General features: G+C 56.1%; 16 protein-coding genes. 10 read left to right on the plus strand and 6 right to left on the minus strand.

Annotation, left to right across the window (positions count from 1 at the left end):
• The first annotated feature begins 69 nt into the window (after nucleotides 1–69).
• The 3 genes from RQ935_RS00400 to RQ935_RS00410 all read left to right on the plus strand — a co-directional run bounded on the left by RQ935_RS00400 (nucleotide 70) and on the right by RQ935_RS00410 (nucleotide 3880).
• Nucleotides 70–1242 (plus strand): UDP-N-acetylglucosamine--N-acetylmuramyl-(pentapeptide) pyrophosphoryl-undecaprenol N-acetylglucosamine transferase, encoded by a 1173-nt coding sequence (locus RQ935_RS00400; RefSeq protein ID WP_311496718.1) that lies wholly within the window; start codon nucleotides 70–72, stop codon nucleotides 1240–1242.
• Between the two features lie 2 nt (nucleotides 1243–1244).
• Nucleotides 1245–2744, plus strand: coding sequence for a UDP-N-acetylmuramate--L-alanine ligase (gene murC / locus RQ935_RS00405; RefSeq protein ID WP_311496719.1), 1500 nt, complete (start codon nucleotides 1245–1247; stop codon nucleotides 2742–2744).
• Nucleotides 2745–2818: 74 nt separating this feature from the next.
• Nucleotides 2819–3880 carry a cell division protein FtsQ/DivIB gene (locus RQ935_RS00410; protein WP_311496720.1) on the plus strand — a complete coding sequence of 354 codons (1062 nt, stop codon included), beginning with the start codon at nucleotides 2819–2821 and terminating at the stop codon, nucleotides 3878–3880.
• 48 nt (nucleotides 3881–3928) lie between these two features.
• Here RQ935_RS00410 and serB read toward each other — a convergent pair whose 3' ends face one another.
• Together serB and glgC are read right to left on the minus strand one after the other, a co-directional pair.
• A complete protein-coding gene (gene serB / locus RQ935_RS00415) occupies nucleotides 3929–4849 on the minus strand; it encodes a phosphoserine phosphatase SerB (protein WP_311496721.1) in 921 nt (306 codons plus the stop codon).
• Nucleotides 4850–4852: 3 nt separating this feature from the next.
• A complete protein-coding gene (gene glgC, locus RQ935_RS00420; RefSeq protein ID WP_311496722.1) occupies nucleotides 4853–6091 on the minus strand; it encodes a glucose-1-phosphate adenylyltransferase in 1239 nt (412 codons plus the stop codon).
• Nucleotides 6092–6258: 167 nt separating this feature from the next.
• On the opposite strand from glgC, the gene glgA reads away from it, so the two are divergent.
• The 7 genes from glgA (at nucleotide 6259) to RQ935_RS00455 (ending at nucleotide 16975) form a co-directional block, all read left to right on the plus strand.
• Nucleotides 6259–7488: a glycogen synthase gene (gene glgA, locus RQ935_RS00425; RefSeq protein WP_311496723.1), complete on the plus strand. Its 1230-nt coding sequence runs from the start codon at nucleotides 6259–6261 to the stop codon at nucleotides 7486–7488.
• Between the two features lie 36 nt (nucleotides 7489–7524).
• Nucleotides 7525–8313, plus strand: coding sequence for an ABC transporter ATP-binding protein (locus RQ935_RS00430; protein ID WP_311496724.1), 789 nt, complete (start codon nucleotides 7525–7527; stop codon nucleotides 8311–8313).
• A 59-nt stretch (nucleotides 8314–8372) separates the two neighbouring features.
• Nucleotides 8373–9716, plus strand: coding sequence for a glutamine synthetase family protein (locus tag RQ935_RS00435; RefSeq protein WP_311496725.1), 1344 nt, complete (start codon nucleotides 8373–8375; stop codon nucleotides 9714–9716).
• A gap of 60 nt (nucleotides 9717–9776) precedes the next feature.
• Nucleotides 9777–12971, plus strand: a complete 3195-nt coding sequence (locus tag RQ935_RS00440) for a bifunctional [glutamine synthetase] adenylyltransferase/[glutamine synthetase]-adenylyl-L-tyrosine phosphorylase (protein WP_311496726.1) — start codon at nucleotides 9777–9779, stop codon at nucleotides 12969–12971.
• A 260-nt stretch (nucleotides 12972–13231) separates the two neighbouring features.
• Nucleotides 13232–14398 (plus strand): xylose isomerase, encoded by a 1167-nt coding sequence (xylA, locus tag RQ935_RS00445; protein WP_296180704.1) that lies wholly within the window; start codon nucleotides 13232–13234, stop codon nucleotides 14396–14398.
• 83 nt (nucleotides 14399–14481) lie between these two features.
• Entirely contained in the window at nucleotides 14482–15801 is a 1320-nt protein-coding gene (locus RQ935_RS00450; protein ID WP_311496727.1) for an FGGY family carbohydrate kinase, read from the plus strand.
• Nucleotides 15802–15835: 34 nt separating this feature from the next.
• Complete coding sequence (locus RQ935_RS00455; RefSeq protein ID WP_307741767.1) at nucleotides 15836–16975, plus strand: ROK family protein; 1140 nt, start codon at nucleotides 15836–15838, stop codon at nucleotides 16973–16975.
• A 17-nt stretch (nucleotides 16976–16992) separates the two neighbouring features.
• Here RQ935_RS00455 and RQ935_RS00460 read toward each other — a convergent pair whose 3' ends face one another.
• Genes RQ935_RS00460 through yicI form a run of 4 tightly spaced genes read right to left on the minus strand, consistent with a single transcriptional unit; the run spans nucleotide 16993 to nucleotide 22391 of the window.
• Nucleotides 16993–17841 (minus strand): ABC transporter permease subunit, encoded by an 849-nt coding sequence (locus RQ935_RS00460; RefSeq protein WP_307741765.1) that lies wholly within the window; start codon nucleotides 17839–17841, stop codon nucleotides 16993–16995.
• A complete protein-coding gene (locus RQ935_RS00465) occupies nucleotides 17838–18767 on the minus strand; it encodes a carbohydrate ABC transporter permease (protein ID WP_295026938.1) in 930 nt (309 codons plus the stop codon). The genes RQ935_RS00460 and RQ935_RS00465 overlap by 4 nt, the downstream gene beginning before the upstream one ends.
• 13 nt (nucleotides 18768–18780) lie before the next feature.
• Nucleotides 18781–20016 (minus strand): sugar ABC transporter substrate-binding protein, encoded by a 1236-nt coding sequence (locus RQ935_RS00470; protein WP_311496728.1) that lies wholly within the window; start codon nucleotides 20014–20016, stop codon nucleotides 18781–18783.
• Between the two features lie 20 nt (nucleotides 20017–20036).
• Nucleotides 20037–22391, minus strand: a complete 2355-nt coding sequence (gene yicI, locus RQ935_RS00475) for an alpha-xylosidase (RefSeq protein ID WP_311496729.1) — start codon at nucleotides 22389–22391, stop codon at nucleotides 20037–20039.
• Nucleotides 22392–22520: the final 129 nt, after the last annotated feature.

Raw genomic sequence — 22520 nt, forward strand, 5'->3', positions numbered from 1 at the left:
TGCTGACAACCGCCGGGGGAACCGTGCCCCTGAAAAAGTTTCTGGACAAAACACGCTAAAGTTGAGGGTGTGAGTGACATCTCGAAACCGGTCATTGTTTTCGCTGGCGGCGGCACTGCGGGGCATGTGAACCCCCTGTTGGCGACGGTCGCCGCGCTGAAGTCCACCGAATTTGACTTTGAGCCGCTGGTGGTGGGTACGTCCGAGGGACTGGAAAACGAGCTGGTTCCCGCCGCCGGCTATGAACTGTTGACCATCCCCCGTCTGCCCATGCCGCGTCGTCCCAGTTCGGACCTGGTTCGTTTGCCGGTTCGGATGCGTCGTGTGGTGGCGTCGCTGCGCGATACTTTCCAAGCGCGGGGAGTGCGGCTGGTGGTGGGCTTTGGTGGCTACGTTTCCACTCCCGTGTACTTCGCGGCGAAACGCCTGGGTATTCCCATCGTTATTCATGAACAAAATGCCCGGCCAGGGCTCGCCAATCGGGTAGGGTCACGCTACGCCGCCGGAGTCGGCCTGACTTTTGAGGGCACCGGGCTGAAAGCGAAACACGGCGAAACCCGCGTAGTCGGCCTGCCCCTGCGCCCCAGCATTCTCGAACTGGCGCGTCAGCTGGAAGCACCCCAGACCAGGGACGCGGCACGAGCTGAAGCCGCCGATTTTTTCGGTTTGCCGGCTTCTCACCCCACGGTGTTGATCACCGGAGGTTCCCTGGGGGCGCAGCGTCTCAACGAAGTCTTGCCCGGTGCGCTTTTGCGGGTGTTCCAGGAAAACCCTTCCGCCCAAGTCATTCACTTGACCGGGAAAGGCAAGGACGGTCCTGTTAGGGATTTCGTGGCTGCACACCACCTGGAGCAGCGTTACCAGGTGCGAGACTACCTCACTGAGATGCACTACGGTCTGGCCCTAGCTGACTGTGTGGTGTGTCGAGCGGGGGCGGCGACTGTCGCGGAAAACACCGCCCTGGCGATTCCCACTCTCTATGTGCCCCTGCCCATCGGTAACGGAGAGCAGGCCCTAAACGCGCGAGGTGTCGTGCAAGCTGCGGGGGCGTTCCTGCTCGACCAAAAGAAACTGACCGAGCAGGCGGCTGCTGACCTGCTAATTCGCCTGTTAGACCCGGAGCAGAACGCGGTCATGCGGGCGGCGGCAGCCCAAGTCGGCACCACTCGCGGCGCCGAGAATCTCTGCGCGCTCATCTTAACAGTCCTGGGCGAAACGGCCGGGAAACCCGAGGAGGCCTAATCATGCCCGAAATCAAAGACAGTTCCACGAATTTGTCCAACGTCGCACAAGCCCATGAGGTTCCACCTGACCAGGCATTTTACCTAATCGGTATCGGCGGGGCCGGCATGAGCGTCCTCGCGCTGCTACTGCATGACCTGGGGTATCACGTGTCTGGTTCCGACCAGGTGCAAGCCGATACGCTGGGACAGCTGCGCGCGGCGGGCATCACCGTTTTTGTGGGACACCGGGAGGAACAGGTCCCAACTAACGCTATTGTGGTGGTGACTTCGGCGGTACATGAGGACAATCCCGAAGCTGCTCGCGCCAAAGCTCTGGGCTTAGAAATCTGGCACCGTTCCCAAGCTTTAGATTTTTGCACCCGTTCCCACGATTTAGTGGCGGTGGCCGGCGCGCACGGAAAAACCAGCACGTCTTCCATGATTGCCCACGCCCTGCTGAAGATCGGCGCGGATCCTTCCTTTGCTATCGGGGGAGTCATCGCCGAACTGGGGACCGGTGCGCGTTTGGGGTCGGGTTCCGCCTTTGTTATTGAAGCCGATGAGTCCGACGGGTCTTTCCTGAACTATTCCCCCGCGGTGGAAGTTATCACCAACATAGAGCCTGATCACCTCGATCACTGGGGCAGCGCGGAGGCCTTCGAGCAAGCTTTTGTGGACTTTACCGCTCGACTGCGCGAGGGCGGTGCGCTGGTGCTGTGTGCCGATGATGCCGGGGTCAAAAGGCTGGCCGAGCGGGTGCCAGCGCGGCACGGCGTGGGCGGGGCGCGGGTTATTTCCTATGGTTTCGGGGTTCCCCTAGCCGGTGACATCGTAGTGCAGTTGAGCGAGCCCGAGCTGGGGCCGGGCCACGGACATTGCCAAGTCAGTGTTACCGATGTTGGTCAGCAGGTGTTTCACGGGCAGCTCGAGTTGCGGATAGGGGGCCAGCATATGCTGCTGAACGCGGGCGGAGCGCTGGGAGCCGCCTACGCCCTGGGCGTGGACTTGGCCCAGTTCATCGCCGCGTTGGGGACTTTTTCTGGAGCCAGCCGCCGGATGCAGCTGGTTGGCGAACGCGATCACGTGCGCATTTACGACGATTACGGGCACCACCCCACCGAAATTGCGGCCACTCTGCAGGCGGCCCGCGACTTAGCTGGTAGCGGCCGGCTGCTGGTGTGTTTCCAGCCTCACCTGTATTCCCGGACCTACCACAACGTTGAGGCTTTCGCCCGCGTTTTTGCCGCCGTGGACGACCTGACCGTGTGCTCGGTCTACGCTGCCCGCGAAGCGCCGATTCCCGGAGTAAACGGCAACATCATCACCGAGCGCCTCGGTCAAGGAACCTACGTGGCGGATATGTACGCGGCAGGGCTGCACGCTTTCCGGGCTGCCCGCCCCGGCGACCTGCTGCTGTTCTTAGGGGCGGGCTCCATCACCCACGTGGGCCACGCTATCGCCGCGGGACACGACTTTGCCTCGGTGGAACAGGCTGCCCAGGCGAAAGCGAGCCAGGCGTGAAACCACCTCCTCGTCCCACCCTTGGGAATTCCTCAGAGGGACGCGACGCGAGCCGGGGGCGGCACCGTCGCCCCGTGGTTGACCCCAAAATCGTTGACCTCAACAAGGACTCCCCGCGCCGCCCTCGTGACCGCGCCGCCGCTGCTGACACGACAGACTCGGGAACAGCCCAACCTGAGACGCAGTCAAAAAAACCGACCCCGGCTCAACTCGATAAACAGGAACGCGACGAAAAAAAGGCCGCCAAGAAAGCTCAAAAGCAGGCTGCGAAGGCAAATCGTGAGGCAGTGAAAGCGGCCCAAAGGGTTTCTCAGCGCAAACACAATCCGAAGGCGACCCCCTCTGGTGGGGCGCGCTTCGAGGTGAGTTCCCCCTGGGATTCGCTGCGGGTGGCAAGCGTAGATAACTCGCTGCTGGACCGGTTGGAGGAGCAGGCGTTCATTCGCCGTCATCGGATACGGCTGCGGATTTCCAGCCTGATTGGGGCGTTGGTGGGAATTCTCATCGTTTTGTACGTGGTGTTTTTTTCGCCGCTGTTCACCTACCAACTCTCACAGTGCCATGTCACGGGTGCGCACAACGTGGACGTTAAAGAGGTGTGCCAAGCCACTCAGCGTTTTGAGGGACGCACCATCACCAGTTTGGCCACGGCGGGAGTAGCCAAAACGGTGCTGCACGAAATGAGCGCCCTGAAAGATGTCCAGGTCTCACCGGCCTGGCTGCACGGTTTGAATATTCACGTGGTGGAGCGTGTTCCGGTAGCCACCGTGCGGCAAAACGGCAAGGTCGTGGGGGTGGATCGGTCCGGAGTCGTCCTGGAGATTGCCCCTGGGGACGTTGCGGGGCTGCCGCAGTTGGATGTCGACATGGAAAAACTGGGTGGGCAAACCCGCAAACTGGTCGATGCGGCTTTGACTGCTTTTGGGGATATGCCCGCGGAACTGCGGTCTATGATTGCCTCGGTGACTTCCGACGACCCGGCTCAACTGCAGTTCAAACTGCGTGACGGCCGCACCTTGGTGTGGGGCAATTCGCATGATTCGGTAGAAAAAGCCCAAGTAGCTAAACTTTTGTTTACGGTGCAGGGCGTGAAAGTCGTGGACGTGTCGAACCCGGAGCGTCCCTCGACCCGCTGAACGTGAGCGGCCTTTTTCTGGGCGAACAGAGTTTTCGCGCTGAGAAAGTCAGTCCGGGAGGGTGAGCGCAGAGAGCACCGCCAAGTTTGGCCACGAGAGGCGCACATCGGCAGCGGCTTGCAAGGCAGGTTTTGCCAGGTAGGCGACTCCCAAACCGGCAGCACGCACCATTTTCAGGTCGTTGGCTCCGTCTCCCATCGCCACGCAGCGACCGAGGTCGACTTCGAGTTCGGCTGCCCAGGAACGCAGGCAGGTTTCCTTGGTTTCATCAGTGACAATATCGCCCTCGGGATTGCCGGTTAGCTGGCCGTTGGCCACCTCGAAACTGTTTGCTTTGACAAAATCCAGCCCGATTTCGGTGGCGTGCGGCGCAACCAGTTCTCTGAATCCGCCGGAAACCACCCCGACTTTCACGCCGCGGTGATGAAAATCCGACACCATTTGTGCTGCTCCTGGCGAAAAGTGGTAGTCCTGGCGCACTTGGTCCAAGACGCTGGCCGGAAGGCCCCGCAGGGTTCCCATGCGCCGCCGCAGGGACTGGGCAAAATCGAGTTCTCCGCGCATCGCGGCGGCAGTGATGGCAGCGACTTCCGCCTGCGTACCGGCGTGGGCGGCCACCAGGTCAATGCCTTCCCCGGTAAACAGCGTGGAGTCCCCGTCCAAAACCACCAGGGCCGGACCGTGCTGCGCCATTTCTCCTGTCGTTATCGCCACAGCCAGTCCCTCTGAGCCCAGGTCAGGCTCCATAGCGCGGATCCACGCGGCTCTTTGTTCACGAGTCGTGGGGGGTGCGGCAGGAACGTATAGGGACAGCCGGTGCAGACTTTCTGACAAAGACCGGGTGGGGGACGCGGAGGTACTCAGTCCGGTGACACGAACCACCGCGGACAAAAATGCCTCCGGCGCTACGCCCGCAGAGTCCCCCTCCCATACGCAGGTAAAGCGCAGGGGCAGCAAAGTTTCTGTCATGGGCTAGTACTCGACGCGGGTATCTTTGGGGACCACCGTAATTCCGGAATCGGTCACCAGGAAACCGCGCGCCCGGTCTTGTTCAAGGTCAACGCCGATAGTGACGCCCTCGCCAACGTAAACGTTCTTGTCCAAGATAGCGCGGTCGACCCTCGCGTGCCGCGCCAGTACCACGCCGTTCATCAAGACCGAGTCCGTCACTTCGGACCAAGAGTTCAGCCGGACTCCCGGGGAGAGAACCGAGTGAACACAACGGGCTCCGGAAATAATCGTGCCGCTGGAAACGAAAGAGTCAATGGCGTGTCCCATGCGAGAGTCGTCCCCATAGACGAACTTCGCGGGGGGCAGTTCGCCGTCCACAGTCGTCATAATCGGCCACTTCGGGTTGTACAGGTTAAAGACGGGGTGAACCGCGATGAGATCCATGGAGGCCTCGTAGTAGGCGTCAAGAGTACCGACATCACGCCAGTAATCCCGGTCCCGTTCAGTCGAGCCGGGGATTTCATTGCGGATAAAGTCGTAACAGTGGGCTTCCCCGCGAGACACGAAATACGGCACGATATCCCCGCCCATATCGTGATTGGAATCCTCGTTTTGCGAGTCCAGCTGCAGTGCCTCGAGCAGGGCATCGGTATTGAACACGTAGTTGCCCATCGATGCCAGTATCTGATCCGGAGCATCGGGCAGCCCGACCGCGTCTTGGGGCTTTTCCCGGAAAGCTGCGATTTTACCCGTTGCGTCAGCTTCAATGACACCGAAGGAAGATGCTAAGCTGAGCGGCTGACGGATTCCGGCCACGGTGGCGGGTAGGCCAGACTCGATGTGTTCAGCCACCATCTGCGAGAAGTCCATCCGATAAATGTTGTCAGCCCCGATAATCAGCACGTAGTCGGGACGCTCATCACTGATGATGTTCTCAGATTGGAAAATCGCGTCAGCCGAACCCATGTACCAGTGCTTTCCGGTACGCTGCTGAGCCGGAACCGGTGCCACGTAGTTGCCCAGAATATTCGACATATGCCAGGCTGTGGCGATGTGTCTGTCCAGGGAATGCGACTTGTACTGGGTCAGGACGATGACGCGGTGGAAACCGGAGTTGACCACGTTCGATAGTGCGAAGTCAATCAGGCGGTAGTGTCCGCCGAAAGGTACCGCGGGTTTGGCGCGGTCTTCAGTGAGAGGCATCAGGCGTTTGCCTTCGCCGCCAGCGAGAATAATTGTCAAAACTTTTGATAGTGCCACGCTTTAACCCTATAGAGAATTTTTAGCTTTTGTGGGGCTTTTGGGTCATCTTTTACTTGCAAATGGGATAAGTTAGAGGTGCAGCCGCGGTTCGCTGGCCAGGGATTTTCCGGGGACACGACGGGTCGGGTTGTAACTGGGTCCATTTCTGTTGAAGCGAGGTTGCTATGCGCGTTGATTTGATGAGTCGGGAATACCCCCCGAAAGTTTACGGGGGTGCAGGTGTTCACGTCACTGAACTTGCCAAGGTTTTGCGTCAGCGGGCAGAAGTGAGGGTGCACTGTTTTGAGGGTCCGCGCGCCGCGGGCACGGAAGGCGGCGAGCCGGGGGTCACCGGGTACGACTATCTGGAGGGACTGGCTGACGCGAACGCCGCTATCCGCACTTTGGGAGTGGACTTGGAGTTTGTGGCTGGTACCGATGGTGCTGACGTGGTGCATTCCCACACCTGGTACGCCAATATGGGTGGGCATTGGGCTTCCCTGATGTATGACATTCCGCACGTTATTTCTGCACATTCCCTGGAACCACTGCGTCCGTGGAAAGCAGAACAGCTCGGCGGGGGATATCGGATTTCCTCCTGGGCGGAAAAAACTGCTTACGAAGCCGCGGACGCCATCGTGGCGGTGTCCCACGCTATGAGAGCCGACATTCTGCGTTGTTATCCCACCATCGACCCTGACCGCGTCCACGTCATCCACAACGGTATTGACCTGGCGACTTGGGACTTTTCTAATATCACCCCCGAATTCCGCAGCCAGGTTTGGGCGGACTACGGACTGACAGAAGGGGCTCCCACCATTACTTTCGTGGGGCGCATCACCCGTCAAAAGGGTCTGCCCTACCTGCTGCGGGCCCTGCGCGACGTACCTCGTGATGCCCAAATTGTCTTGTGCGCGGGGGCTCCTGACACCCCGGAGATTATGGAGGAAGTTGAAAACTTGGTGCGCGACCTGCAGCAGGAGCGTCCGGGAGTGGTGTGGATTGCGGATATGCTGGACCGCGCTCACATGATTGCCTTGTTGACCGGCTCGACCCTGTTTGTGACCCCCTCGATTTACGAACCGCTGGGAATTGTGAACCTAGAGGCGATGGCCTGCGGATTGCCCGTGGTCGCCACCGACACCGGAGGTATTCCCGACGTGGTTGTCGATGGGGAAACCGGATTTTTGGTGCCCATTGAACAGGTCAATGACGGTACTGGCAAGCCCCTGCATCCCGAAGAGTTCGAGCAGGCGATGGCTCAGCGCATCACCGAGATGCTGTCAGACCCGTCTCGGGCTCAGGCAATGGGCGAGGCCGGACGCAAACGCGCCCAAGAACACTTCACTTGGGAGGCTATTGGGGAAAAAACTATGGCGTTATATGAAAAAGTCATCGCCCAGCGTCACAATTAACCCAAAGTTGCCCAGCCGCGGATAGGAAAGAACAGTATGACTTTGGTCGCCCGGTGTGACAACGTCGAATTGTGGCGCAATCACACTTCCATTTTGCAAGGCCTCAACTGGCAGATTCACCTGGGACAGCATTGGGTGGTGCTGGGTCCTAACGGGGCGGGGAAAACCACGCTGGTCGATATGCTGGCGGGGAGGATTTACCCATCGCGCGGACGGGTCGAAGTTTTAGACGAAGTATTGGGAAAAACCGAAATCGCCGAGATCCGTCAGCGGGTGGGGTATGCCTCCCCAGCCCTGGCGGCGCAGATTCCTCCCCAGGAAAACGTGGAAAAGGCCGTGCTGTCCTCCATCTGGGGGGTGACGGCATCTTGGCGAGAGAGTTACGAACCGGTGGACGTGCAACGTGCCCAAGCCCTGATGAGTATGTTTGAAGTGGCTGACCTGAAAGAACGCGAGTTCGCCACCTTGAGCCAGGGCGAAAAACAGCGCGTTTTGGTGGCCAGAGCCCTCATGATTGACCCGGAGATGCTGATTTTGGATGAACCGGCGGCCGCCCTGGATCTAGGCGGGCGCGAACTGCTGCTGAGCGGCTTGGCGGAACTGGCTCGTGACCCGAAGAGTCCGGTTATGGTCATGGTCACTCATCACCTAGAAGAAATCCCCCCCGGCTTTACCCACGCGCTGGCTCTCAAGGAAGGCCGCGTATTCGCTTCCGGACCCCTCGAAAACGTGCTGACCAGCGAGACTATGAGCGCCATGTACGGCCTGGACTTGGACATAGCGCACACGGAGCAGGGACGTTACACCGCCAGAATGAAACTTTAGTTCAGGAGACCTTGAGCATCCGGAAAACCGCCGGAGAGGACTATTGAAGGGAGAAAATCGTGGATTCTCGCCAAGAAGACGTGATTCGCCAGGTGGGGGAACGTGACGTAAAGTATGTGCGTCTCATGTTCACCGATGTGTTGGGCGTGTTGAAATCTGTCACGATTGCGCCGGTAGAACTGGAACGAGCCTTTACGGAAGGGGTGGCTTTCGACGGTTCCTCCGTGGAAGGCTTCACCCGCGTGGCAGAATCGGATATGTTGCTTTTCCCCGATGCTCAAACGTTCCAGATTATGCCCCAGCTTGCGGATATTCCGCAGGATACTATCGGACGGATGTTCTGTGACGTGTACAACCCGGACGGGACCCGCTCGCATTCTGACCCCCGCTACGTGCTGGAACGCACCATGAAACGGGCCCAATCCCTGGGATTCGTGCCTTATGCACACCCCGAAATCGAGTTTTACCTGTTCAAACAGCCCGGCAGTCTGGAGGAGCGCCTGCGCCCGGTGGACCAGGGCGGTTACTTCGATCACGTATCGGCAGGTCCGGGCAACGCGTTTCGCCGGTGGGCGGTGCGGATGCTGGAAGAGTACGGTATTTCGGTCGAGTTTTCCCATCACGAGGGGGGTCCCGGACAAAACGAAATTGACTTGCGCTCCGTTGACGCCCTGTCTTGTGCAGATAATCTGGTGACCACGCGTGAAGCGGTAGAGGACCTGGCAGAAGTCAAAGGTCTGCTGGCGACGTTTATGCCGAAACCGGATATTGATTTTCCCGGTAACGGGATGCACGTGCATTTTTCGCTGTGGGAGGGCGACCAAAACGCGTTCTATGATCCCGCCGCGGCTGACCACCTGTCCATTGTGGGCCGTCAGTTCACCGCCGGTTTGTTGCACTACGCCAAGGAAATCTCGGCTATCGTCAATCAGCACGTGAACTCGTATAAGCGGCTGTGGGGTGGGGATGAGGCGCCAGCTTTCGTCTGCTGGGGTCACCATAATCCTTCCGCTCTGATTCGCGTGGCGGATCACAAGCCGGGTCTGCACACTTACACCAGGGTCGAGTACCGGGCTCCTGACCCCGCGATGAATCCATATCTTGGGTTTGCCTTGATTATCGAGGCGGGCCTGAAAGGGATTGAACAGCGCCTGGAACTGCCCGAAGAAGCCGAAGACAACGTGTGGGAGATGAGCGATGCGGAACGGAAAGCCTACGGCATCGAGACTCTGCCACGCTCTTTGGAGGACGCGATTCGCCACCTGCAGGCCTCCGAGTTGGTGCCGGCGGTTCTGGGTGAAGAAGTCTTTGATTACGTTTTGCGCACCCGGCTGGCAGAGTGGACCGAATACCGCCACCAGGTGACAGAACAAGAGAAACGCTTGCTGCTGCATCTGCATTAGCCAATGTCAAAGGTTCCTGCCTCAGTTGGTGGTGGGACTGCGGTGCTGAAGGGGTAAAGAATGGCTCGAGAGTATTCCGAGACGGTGGCCTTGCTGACCTCCGGGGTGGAAGATGTCGGGCGTGCCAAGACCCTTTTGACCGCCATTATGCAGGCAGCCCCCCAGATTGAGATTCCGAAACTCATCGCGAACCTGGGTCAGACTGCGGACCCTGACCAGGTGCTCCTGAGCCTGGACCGCATCTTTTCTGAGGACGCCCGCCACCCGTCGGGCATAACCGAGACGCTGAGTGCCCGCCAAATCGGAAACCGCACGCTGCGCCTCCTGGGTGCCTCCGAATTTTTTGCCAGCTACCTGGTGACCCACCCGGCGGCCCTTGCGCCCCTGGAACAGCAGCCCGAACCGGAAACTTACTCGGCACGGCTGTTGAGCGCGGTGGGGGCAAAGAACCTGGGAAGCGACGAAAACCCGTGCTGGGTCGCTGACCCGCAAGCTCACGACCTGGAACTGCGTCGGGTTTACTACGCGCTGCTGGCGCAGCTGGCAGCTGAGGACCTAGCACACGCGGGGACGGCGGCGGCCAAATCCGAGTTCCAGGCGACCTCCCGGCGCATCAGCGACCTGGTCGACGCGGCTTTGGAGGCCGGTTTAGCCCTGGCACGCCGCGACCACGACCCGGAGGGACAGATTGCTTTTACCGTGGTGGCGATGGGGAAAACCGGGGCGCGGGAACTGAACTATATTTCTGATGTTGATGTTATCTACGTGGGACAAGCCCGGGACGGCGTCGACCTGGATGGCGCCGAGGCGAACCGGCGTGCCACCGCTATCGCTCAAGCGCTCGGCTCCTATTGCTCCGCGACCGGCCCGGAACCGGCACTGTGGGTGCTGGACACCGCGTTGCGTCCTGAGGGTAAGGACGGCGCCCTGGTTCGTACTTTGGAGTCTCACCTGGACTATTACCAGCGTTGGGCGAAGACTTGGGAGTTCCAGGCGCTGCTGAAAGCGCGTCCGGCCGCGGGGGACCGCGAACTGGGCGCTCGCTACTTGAGTACCATCCGTCCTTTTGTGTGGTCCGCGGTGGAACGCGAGGGCTTTGTGGAAGATACGCGAGCCATGCGCCGGCGGGTGGAAAAACTGTTGGATCCAAAGAAAGCCGGGCGTGAAATCAAGCTCGGCGCCGGGGGGCTGCGTGACGTGGAGTTTACCGTGCAGTTGCTGCAGCTGGTGCACGGCCGGGTCGATGAGAGCCTGCGGGTGCGCGCGACCTTGGATGCTTTGCAAGCCCTCATCACCGGAGGCTACATCGGCCGCGAGCAAGGCGAGGAAATGGCGGACTATTACCGTTTCTTGCGGGTCATTGAGCATCGCACCCAGCTGGATCGGATGCGCCGCACCCACCTGTTTCCCCAGGATGCCCAGCTGCGCAGAGTCGCGCGTTCCATTGACGTGACCCGGTTTTCTGAAGGGGAAAAACTGACCCAGGCTTGGCAGGAGGTGCGTCAAAAGGTCCGGGGACTGCACGAGGAAATCTATTACCGCCCGCTGCTGCCCGCCATGGCGAAGCTGTCGGCGGGGGTGGCCGCCTTGGATAGCGCCGCCGCGCAGTCCCGGCTGCAAGCTATCGGATACCGCGATCCGAAACGAGCCTTGGAGCACATCGAGGCTTTGACCACCGGGGTGAGTCGGCGGGCGGCGATTCAACGCCAGCTGTTACCGGTGCTGCTGGATTGGCTCGCCGATGGGGTGGATCCGGACGGCGGTTTGTTGGCTTTCCGGCAAGTGTCAGACGCGTTAGGGGATACGCATTGGTATCTGGGTTTGCTGCGCGATTCGGGTACGGCCGCCCGGAGTTTGACTCGGTTGCTGTCGTCTTCGCCGCTGGTGGCGGGGTTGTTGCCCGCTAATCCCGACGCTATTAAGTGGCTTGACGACGAAGCGCAGTTACGCGGGCGGACTCGCGAGGAGCTGGAGCGCGAAATCCTGGCGTCTTTTGAGCGCCAACCTGATCTGGACAAGCAAGCCGCGCGGCTGCGGGCAGTGCGGGGTCGGGAGTTGTTGCGGGCGGCTATGGTGGACGTGCTGCAAGGCATTGACCCGCTGCGGACTGCTCAGCGTTTGACCGATGTGGGTGAAGCGGTCCTCGCTGGGGCTCTCGATTTGGCGTTGCGAAAGCTCAACGTGCAGCAGGCCCCGACTGCTCGCGGTCACAAGGGTGGTGGGGAGCCACAGTCCTCGCAGGTTGCGCCGGCGACTCGTGCCCTGGCGTCCGGGGGATATTACGCCGACCACTTAGTCGTGGGCATGGGTCGGTTCGGCGGCGGTGAATCCGGCTATGCTTCGGACGCTGACGTGGTGTTTTACTATCGTCCGTGGCGAGAGCCGGGCAATCCGGCGGCGGGATATTTGCCGACCGCGCCGGTGGCGGAATCCCCCGCAGCGGGCACGGAAACCGACCCCGCGGCGTCAGAAATTCGCAAACGAGCCGCGGCGGAGGCAGCGAGCCTGGTTAATGCCGTCAGCTCAATCTTGAACGGAGCCCAAGCTGGGGCCTGGCGCGTCGACACTGATTTACGTCCCGAGGGTCGCTCCGGGCCAGTATCCAAGGACTTGGGGTTGCTGGAGGATTATTTTGCCCGGTGGGCCAGTGCGTGGGAACGTCAGGCCCTGCTGCGGGCTCGTCCCGTGGTGGGTTCGCCGGCCTTGCGCACGGATTTTGCCGCAATTGTGGATCCGGTGCGATTTGACACCCCTCCGGAGGCGAAAGAGCTGAAAGAAATCCGTCGCTTGAAAGCCCGCATGGAGGCGGAACGGATTGGCGGAGGACAGGTTACTGGTGCGGGGAAGACCGCGGCGGCGGTGCGCCACGTCAAGCTGGGTCCAGGGGGGCTATCTGATGTGGAATGGTCGGTACAATTATTGCAGATGTGCCACGCCAGCGACGTGCCGGGGCTGCGCTGTGTGTCTACCGGAGACGCCCTGCGCGCGGCTGTAAGCGCGGGGCTGATTTCCGCCCCGGACGCGGAAATGCTGCGCACTGCGTGGATGATGGCCATGTCGATTCGCGCCGCGAACGTGTTGGGTTCGGGGCGGACTACCGGGAAAAGGCTCGACGTGCTGCCCGTCGATCGTCTCTTGGTGACTACCGCGGCGCTGCTGGGCTATGCAGAAGGGGCGCACCAAGATTTAACCGATGACTGGATGCGCACCGCTCGCTTGGCGCGCGGGGTCGTGGAACAAATCTTTTACGATTAGAGCCTTGCGATGCTCTGTGTTTCTTATGTTCCTGGTGATTGGGTCAACGCGCAAAAGTGTGGGTGCGGCGCGGCACATGGGCACCCCGGAGGAACCTTAGTTTTCGGGACGTGAAAGATTAGTAAAACCCTTGACTCTCTAGAGCTAGCGTGTTAGTTTTAAGACTAAACAAAATAGGTTTTTGGAGGCTATCACATCAGCGGGGAATAAAGCATAGAATCGCTGGTAATGAACGCCACGAGTGTAAAGGAGCACAGATAATGCGTAAGCCGTGTAAAGAAGATAAGTTCTCTTTCGGGATTTGGACAGTGGGTTGGCAGGGGGTTGACCCATTCGGTGTGGCAACCCGGGACGCCTTAGATCCTTGGGAATACGCCCAGAAACTTGCTGAACTTGGAGCCTGGGGAGTGACTTTCCACGACAATGACGTGTTCAATTTTTCAGCTTCGGAATCTGAGCGCCAATCCATCATTAAAAAGTTCAAAGAGGCTTGCGACCAGTCTGGTTTAGTTATCGAAATGGTGACTACCAATACGTTTACCCACCCCATCTTTAAAGATGGCGGGTTGACGAACAACGACCGGGAGATTCGTCGTTTCGGCCTCAAGAAAATTCTGAAAAACGTTGACTTGGCTGCGGAAATGGGCGCCTCGACTTTCGTCATGTGGGGAGGTCGCGAAGGTGCTGAGTACGATTCCTCCAAGGATCTTAACGCCGCTTTTGAACGCTACAAGGAAGGTCTAGACGCTGTTGCCGGCTACATCAAAGAAAAAGGTTACAACTTGCGCATCGGGCTGGAACCCAAGCCAAATGAACCTCGTGGTGACATCTTCCTGCCATCGGTTGGTCACGCGTTGGCGTTAATCGCCCAGCTTGACAATGGGGACATCGTGGGCTTGAACCCGGAAACAGGCCACGAACAGATGGCAAACCTGAACTACAACCACGCTCTGGCGCAAGCGCTGAACGCCGGGAAACTTTTCCACATCGACTTGAACGGTCAATCGGGGCTGAAGTACGACCAGGATAAATGCTTCGGTCATGGAGACTTGGCCTCAGCTTTCTTTACAGTGGACCTGCTGGTCAATGGGTTCCCCGGCGGCGGGAACCGCTACGATGGCCCGATTCACTTCGACTATAAGCCCTCGCGTACTGAGGGATTCGAAGGGGTTTGGGCTTCCGCGGCGGCCAATATGGAAATGTATCTGATGCTGAAAGACAAAGCGTTAGCTTTCCGGGCCGATCCGCTGACCAAGGAACTCATGGAAGCGGCTTCAGTGTTCGAATTGGGCGAACCTACCATGAATGAGGGCGAAACCTACGCGGAGTTCATGAACAGTCCTACCGTTGACCCGGAGCAGGCCGCTCAGCGTGAATATCACTTCGTGGAGTTGTATCAACAAGCCATGCGTCACCTCGTAGGGTAGGGACTAGTCGAAATCGATTCGTCGTCTCACACCCACGTGTGAATTAACATTTTTCATAGATGTGTGGGCTTTAGGAGCAGAAAATGGCCGTTGTAGCTGGTGTGGACTCCTCTACTCAATCCACCAAGGTGTTGGTTTGGGACACTGAGAGTCAACAGATTCTTCGACAGGGAAGTGCGCCACATCCGGAAGGGACTTCAGTCAATCCGGAGCGTTGGTGGGAAGCCTTTATCTCTGCGGCTAAACAAGCTGGGGGACTGGCTGATGTGGAAGCCGTTAGCGTGGGAGCTCAACAGCACGGTTTGGTCACTTTAGATCAAAACGGGACTGTCGTGCGTGATGCGTTACTGTGGAACGATACCCGTTCGGCTGCTGCCGCTAAGCAACTTGTGGAGGAAAAAGGATTAGATTTCTGGGTTGAATCCTGTGGTTGTGCTCCTGTAGCCTCATTGACCATTACGAAGTTGAGGTGGCTAGTTGATCATGAACCACAATCCTGGTCGCGCGTTGCCGCGGTTTGCCTACCTCATGATTGGTTATCTTGGAGAATACAAGGCAGTGCAGATATCCATTCACTGTTCACTGATCGCTCAGATGCTTCCGGTACTGCATATTTAGATACTCACATCGGTGAGTATCGGTATGATTTGCTGGCGCACGCTTTGCGAATTCCCGAGGACAAGGCACGGCAACTCGTCTTACCTAAAGTTGTATCTCCTCAGGAATTGGGCGGGGAAGTAACTCGCGACATTCCCGAGATCGAGCTGAGAGCGGGAACAAAAATAGCTCCGGGTTATGGGGACAATGCGGGTGCAGCTTTGGGCTTAGGTTTACGAGTTGGCGAAGCGGCTATTTCGATTGGAACCTCTTGTGTGGTTTCGGTAGTTTCCGATAAGCCGGTTATTGATAAATCTGGCTCTGTTACAGGATTCATGGATGCCACCGGCAATTGGCTCCCCTTGGCCTGTACTTTGAACGGAACTCAAGTTATGGACAAAACTGCAGCTCTCTTGGGTGTAGATGTGTCTACTTTTGACCAGCTAGCCTTGCAAGTTCCCGATACGGACGGGTTACAGATGATTCCATATTTCCAGGGCGAACGCACTCCGAATTTGCCTAATGCCACTGCCGAAATCCGGGGAATGACTCTGAGAAACTATGCCCCAGCCCACCTAGCCCGAGCCGCCGTGGAAGGGCTGGTGGGACTTATCGATTATGCCCTGCAAGCAATCCAAGGGTGCGGAGTTGAGGTTAACAAAGCCACCCTGATTGGTGGAGGAGCTAAATCTCCTGCCGTTACCCAGATACTGCCCTCCAAGCTTGGTATAGAAATCGAGGTGGCGCCACCGGGAGAATACGTGGCGTTAGGAGCGGCCAAACAGGCTGGTGACTTGATAAGATAACGCTGTTGGGGATTTCGGGTCCGTAAGGAGCGTTATGCAAGAGTTCGTCTCTGTTTCCACCCAGCGTGCCATGAACCTGAGACGAGTGCTCCATGAGGTGCTTTCTTCCGGTCCTGATGAAGTTCTCACTCGCGCCGCAATTGCTTCCCGGGTGCAAATAACCAGGGCTACGGCAACGCGACTTTCTGACCAGCTGGTCGCTTTGGGGTTAATTCAGGAGCTACCGCCCGTTATGACGGGCGGTCCCGGTCGTCCGGGCAGAGTCCTAGTGGGGAACAATAATTTAGTCTCACTGGGAGTGGATATTGGGGTTTCCGAAATTCGCCTGCTGGGGTTGGGCTTGGGAGGCCAGGAACTGTGCTGGAAACGATTTGAACTCGAGGTCCCATCATTACCACCAGAGGAAGTTTTTTCCCGGGTCGGCCACGAGTTGAATGGGGTTGTTTCCCAGCTTTCCGTCGAAACAATAATTTTTTCCGTGACGGTGTCAGTGCCTGGCTTGGTTGACGGTGACAACAGGAGAGTCATCTATGCCCCGAACCTGGGGTGGTCTAACGTTGATGTGTGCCAACAGATAAGGCGTTCCATTCAGTTCCCGGTAAAGTCGATTGAAGTCCACAACGAGGCGAACATGGCGGCATGGGCCCAAACGTGGAAACACCCGGGTTGTCCCTCCGGACTGGATACATTTGCCTATATCTCAGGCGGAATCGGGGTCGGCGCCGCCGTTGTGGAGAACCGGCAGCTCTATCAGGGCTGTCATGGCTGGGTGGGGGAAATCGGACACCTGACCATTGACCCGCGCGGAATTCAATGTAAATGCGGGGCGCAAGGTTGCCTGGAAAGATATGTAGGCCGGGAGGCGCTGGAAACCCGGCGTGGGAATGAAGCTGCCTTAGTCGAATCTGCCCGGGCATTAGGCCTGGCCATGGCCGCTCTTACAAATATCTTAGATGTGTCTCTCATCATCATCGGCGGAGATTTGACCAACTTTTTTGCTGAATACAAGGCCGAGGTAACCCGACTGATGCATTTGCACACCATCGCTGACGAGCAAAGATCCCTGCAAATTACCAGCTCAGCTTACGAGATGCCAGCTGTGCGGGGAGCTGCCATCCGGGGGTTCCGAGCGCTCCTAGATGCCCCTACCGAGTTCGGAAAATTCACCCGGTAGGGGACACCCACGCAGTTTTATCCCTTTGTGGCACCTCCGGCCAGACCCGCTACGATGTAGCGCTGCAGGAATATAAAGATCAGCAACACAGGCAACGCTATGACTGTTGCTACCGCCATTAGATCGTTCCAGTTGGTTCCGTACTGACCAATAATCCGGTTCAAAGCCACAGTGAGCGGTTGAATATTTTGATTTGTGGTTAAGGTCAACGCAAAGGTAAATTCTCCCCAAGCCATAAGGAAAGAGAAGGATCCAATCATGACGATTCCGGGTTTAATCGTTGGCATGACGATTCTAATGATAGTCTGTAAAGTATTCAAACCATCCAGCTGTGCCGCTTCTTCTACTTCATAAGGGAACTGTTTAAAGTACGGTCTTAGCAAAATGACAGCAAAAGGTAAAGTTACGGAAATATCCGCCAAAATGACCGATACGTATGTGTTTACCAAACCGACTTGTCGGAACATTACGAACATAGGAATTGATATGGCGATAGCTGGCAGTAATTGTACTACTGTTAACAAAACCATCATTGAGGTAGTAGTGCGAGTCCGTAATCTCGCAACAGCGTAAGATGATGGAATAGCGATAACCAGGGTAAGCAAGAGCACCGAAACTGAAATGATTATCGAATTAAGCAGCGCGCTCCATGTGCCGTAATTTCCTGTGAAAACAGCTTTGTAAGAACCGAGGTAAAAGTCTTGCGGAATAAGCGTGGGTGGGTTAGCAAACATTTCCTTACCTGTTTTGAATGAAGTATTTATCATCCAATAAACAGGGAAGAGGTAGATGACAATTATAAGCCACCCAATCACAGATTTGAAAATAGTTGTTTTGCTCTGACTGGATAAACGAACATTTTTCATCGTAAATCCTCCTCATTTAGGGAACGTACATAGAACCAGGAAAGAACCAAAGGCAGTATTAAGGTGAGAACTGACGCTGCAGCGCCGTTACCGAACTGGAAGAGCTTGTATGTCTCCAGATAGGTGTAGACGGGCAGGGTGGTGGTGGCGTCTACCGGGCCGCCTTTGGTCATGGTATAAATCAGGTCAAAGACTTTGTAGGTGTTAATTACTCCAAGCAATAAGACAGAAATCGAGACAGGTTTCATCAGAGGGAAGGTAATCTTCCAGAACTGTTGCCACGGATTTGCCCCATCGACATGGGCAGCTTCATAAAGTGAATCGTCAATAGTATGAAGTCCGGAAAGCAACAGTAAAAGATTAAAGGGGATTCCGACCCACAGATTTGCAATAATGATTGCTAAAAGTGCGGTTGGACCTACTGTTAGCCATTTGATGCCTTCGTCAATTACTCCCATATTTATAAGGAGGTAATTTAAAATTCCGTAATCTGAGTCAAATATCCACTTAAATATGGTGCCAGTAACCACTGGCGGAAGTATCCAACCGACAAGTAGCAAGGCTCGCATGACGCCGTTGCCTGGAAATGGTCTCCTGAAAAATAACGCCAAGGCAAACCCTATGACGTATTGAGTTATCAAGCATGCAATGGTGAAAATTAACGATAGAACCAGACCGTTCCAGAATCCGTGATCATTAAGAACTGTTGAGTAGTTCTTAAAATTATTGAACGTAAATGTTCTGGAAATTAGGTTCGCACCGTTAGCTTCTGTGAGACTCAGGAAAAAATTGTAGAAAAGCGGAAACGCCATGAATACGATGATGTAAATCAAGGCTGGAGTCGCCAAGAGCAGTCCCAGGCGTAGCTGGCTGTCCTGCTTTTTCTTAATTTTTCCGCTTGTCTTGTTGGATACTTCCGCTGACATGGTTACCCTAACTTTATTTCTTGGGCAAGAGTTCAGAAATAGTTGTTTCAGCATCCTTAGCGGCTTTTTCAGGGCTCTTAGCTCCGGTTAAAGCTTCCTGGATGGAAAGCTGAACGGCTTCGGAAATCTTGTTGTAGTTCTCACCGTACGAGCGTGCATGCGTATCTTGCATTTGTTTTTCAAAGACTTGCATATTCGCATCGGTGGATAGCTTCAACTTTCCGGATAAATCCGGGCGGGGTGAGAGCTGTCCTGAGATATCGCAGAATGTCTGAACGCCCTTCTGAGAGGCCATCCACTTCACGAATTTCAGTGCTCCTTCCGGGTTCTTGGCACTCGCGAAAGCCACGATGTTTTCACCGCCCAGACCTGTCGCAACACGTTGTCCCTTCGGTAAAGGAGCTACGCCCCACTCAAAGTCAACGTCCTTTAGGTTGGAAATCTCCCACGGACCGTTGACCATCATTGCCACTTGTCCTGTCGTGAACTGGGTGCGGGCATCTTCCTGGGAATAGTTAGATACGGCCGAGGACATAGCGCCATCGTCAATCATCTTTTTGAGGAAGCTCAAGGCTTCGCCACCGTACTTAGCGTAATTGTCAATGTCGCCGCCGGCTTGCCAAACAAAGGGCAGTACTTGGAAAGTCCCTTGTTCATTCTTGACACCTGAAATCGCCAAGCCGGATTTTCCGCCGGTAGCAAGTTTCTTGGCTGTGGTGGCCAATTCCTCCCAAGTACTTGGCGGCTCCGTGATACCGGCTTGGGCAAACATAGTCTTGTTATAGAACAAAGCCAGGTTATTTGAGTTCATGGGAAGCCCAAACGTTTTGCCGTCCAGTTGCGTAGAGTTCCACGGTCCTTCGAAGTATTCGTCTTTCAGCGAAGACACTTCCGAGGTAATGTCTTGGAGCAGACCGAGGGCAGCAAAATTCTGGTTGTCTACGTTGTCGATAATGGCCACATCAGGCACTTCGCCACCTACACCGCCTTGGACGATAGATTTGGATAAATCTCCAAAAGCAAATGAGGTGCGTTTAATCTTTAAATCAGGATTCTCAGATTCAAAGGCCTTGACGGCTGATTCCATTGCTTCATTGGAAACTCCTTGGCCCTCATAATCCCAGACTTCGATTTCCCCTGAGCTGCTGGCGGAGCCTCCTGCTGAGCTACAAGCAGTTAGGGCACCGCTCATCGCTACTAGAGCTGCGGCGGCCAAGGCAATAGCCCGCTTTCTCATACTGACTTCCATAGTCCTCTCCTTCGTATTAGTTACTTGTTTGTTTCAATGAATTGATAAGATATAACACGCTTGTTACCGACATCTGGCCCGGTTTGCGGCAGTATTCTTAGCCCGGAAACGACTTCTGGACAGAAAGACTCATCAGTTACCTGGCCACTGACTACCTGAACATCTTGGTTGGTGACAACACAAACGGACCAAGTTTTCTCTGATTCGCTGAGAATTTCAACTTCCGGACCCTGGCGGGAAATGCGGAACAACTCATCGTCATACTGGCCGGGCACTCTGAGCGTAGTTTCGCCCGGTGGCGGATTGAAAATGTAGAGGCAGACGCCCTCGTTCCAGTCGTAATCAGGTCGTTTCGAGTTAGCGCCTAGAGGCAGCACCGTGCCGTCTGGAATCATCACTGGAAGAGAATCCAGCTCGTGAGTTTCGATATGCCAGCCAAGCTGGTCTTTGCGGGTGCCATCCAGAAAGTTAGTCCAACCCGCGGTCGGTAGGTAGTACTGAACAGTCCCTCCATCGGTAAACACCGGGGCAACTAAGATTTTGTCACCTAAATAGTACTGGGTATCGACGTTTGCTGAACCTCTGTCTTCGGGATGTTCCAGTATCATGTGGCGTAACATCGGGGTCCCGGTTTGGCTCGCTTCTCGAGCGATTGTCATCAGGTAAGGCATGAGGCGATTTTTCAAAGCGGTGAAACGCTGGGCAGTCTTGACTGCCGCATCCCCATAAATCCAAGGTACCCGGTAAGAGGACGAGCCGTGGAGCCGTGAGTGGGAAGATAACAAACCGAAAGGCAGCCATCGAATAAACACGTTCGGGTTGGGTTTTCCTTCGAATCCGCCCATGTCGTGGCTCCAATACCCGTATCCGCTCAGTCCAAGCGACAGGCCGCCGCGGAGAGTCTCGCCCATAGACTCAAAAGTCGGTTCGCTATCTCCGCCCCAATGCACCGGGAATTGCTGGCCACCAGCGGTGCCAGATCGCGCAAACACGATGGCTTCCTCGTGCCCGCGAACCTCTTTGATGGCTTCAAAAACAGTCTGGTTGTAGAGGTGAGTGTAATAGTTGTGCATCCGTTCGGGATTAGCGCCGTTGTGCCAAACTACGTCCGTGGGGACACGTTCGCCGAAATCAGTTTTGAAACAGTCTACTCCTTGGTCAAGCAAAGTTTTCAGATGTTCTTTGTACCATTGCCTAGCGTCAGGATTGGTGAAGTCTACCCACGACATGCCGGACTGCCAATGATCCCACTGGCGCACCGAGCCGTCGGCATTTTTCAAGAAATACCCTTTGTCTTTCCCCTCTTGCCAAATTTCACCCTGTTGACCAACGTAGGGGTTAATCCAGACACAAACTTTTATACCCCGTTCGTGCAGCCTACGCAGCATACCATGCGGGTCTGAGAATTTTTCCGGATCCCACGTGAAATCGCACCAGTGCGAGGGGCGCATCCAGTAGCAGTCGAAGTGCATCACCGAGAGGGGGATGCTAAGTTGCTCCATCTGATCGATGAAACTGTTGACTGTATCCTCTGAATAATCGGTGGTGAATGAGGTCGAGAGCCACAATCCGTAAGACCAGGAAGGAAGCTGGGGAGGACGACCGGTCAATTTCGTGTATCGGTTCAAGATTTCTTTGGGGGTAGGGCCGTAGATGACGTAGTACTCCAAGAATTCCCCTGGAACTGAGAACTGAACGCGCGTGTTAACCTCTGACGCGACTTCAAAAGAAACTTTTTCAGGGTGATTTACAAAAATTCCATAACCGCGATTTGTCAGGTAAAACGGAACATTGATGTACGTTTGTTCGGAAGCGGTGCCCGCGTCTGCGTTCCACATATCCACAATCTGGCCGTTTTTCACTACCGGTCCGAAACGTTCACCGAGGCCATAAACGGATTCTCCGGGCTGTATTACCAGCTGTTCATGGAGGTATTTTTCGCCTGTCGGGGAAATCGCAATACCTTCGCACCGTAACTTTGACCGTGTAAGTTCGTGGTCAGGACTGGTGAAAACGAGGTTGTAATCGTCAGCGCCTGAAATTTCAGCCTGTAAATCACCTGCTATTACCACAGCACGTAGGTGCTCTTTATCTGCTTGTACTTGCCCGAAAGCCTCAGTGTTAAGCGCAAAATGAGGTTCGGGTTCCAGATAACCGCGGTAGTGCTCGAGCCTAACTTTGATTATTCCGTCGGATACAGGTGTGAGGCTGATGGTCAACTGGGTCGAGTCGAGTTCGTCTCCGCGTTTATTCAATATCTTGGTGGAAGCGACAGCTCTCACCGTTTCGTTTTTCACCTGTACGTCTACTATCTGGCGGGGGTGAAATACTTTCCATCCATCGCGATTCAACCAATAGCCGTCAGTAAACTTCATTGTCCCTCCCTCGAGGTTAGGTTATGCGTTGCCGGCTACTTCATTGGATGCCAGGCAATCAAACTCGTTGTTGCCAGATTACTCTACGCCAGCAATTAAGTCAAGACTTAAAACAAAATACTTTATTGG

Source organism: uncultured Mobiluncus sp. (genome assembly GCF_963511525.1).
Taxonomy (GTDB): domain Bacteria; phylum Actinomycetota; class Actinomycetes; order Actinomycetales; family Actinomycetaceae; genus Mobiluncus.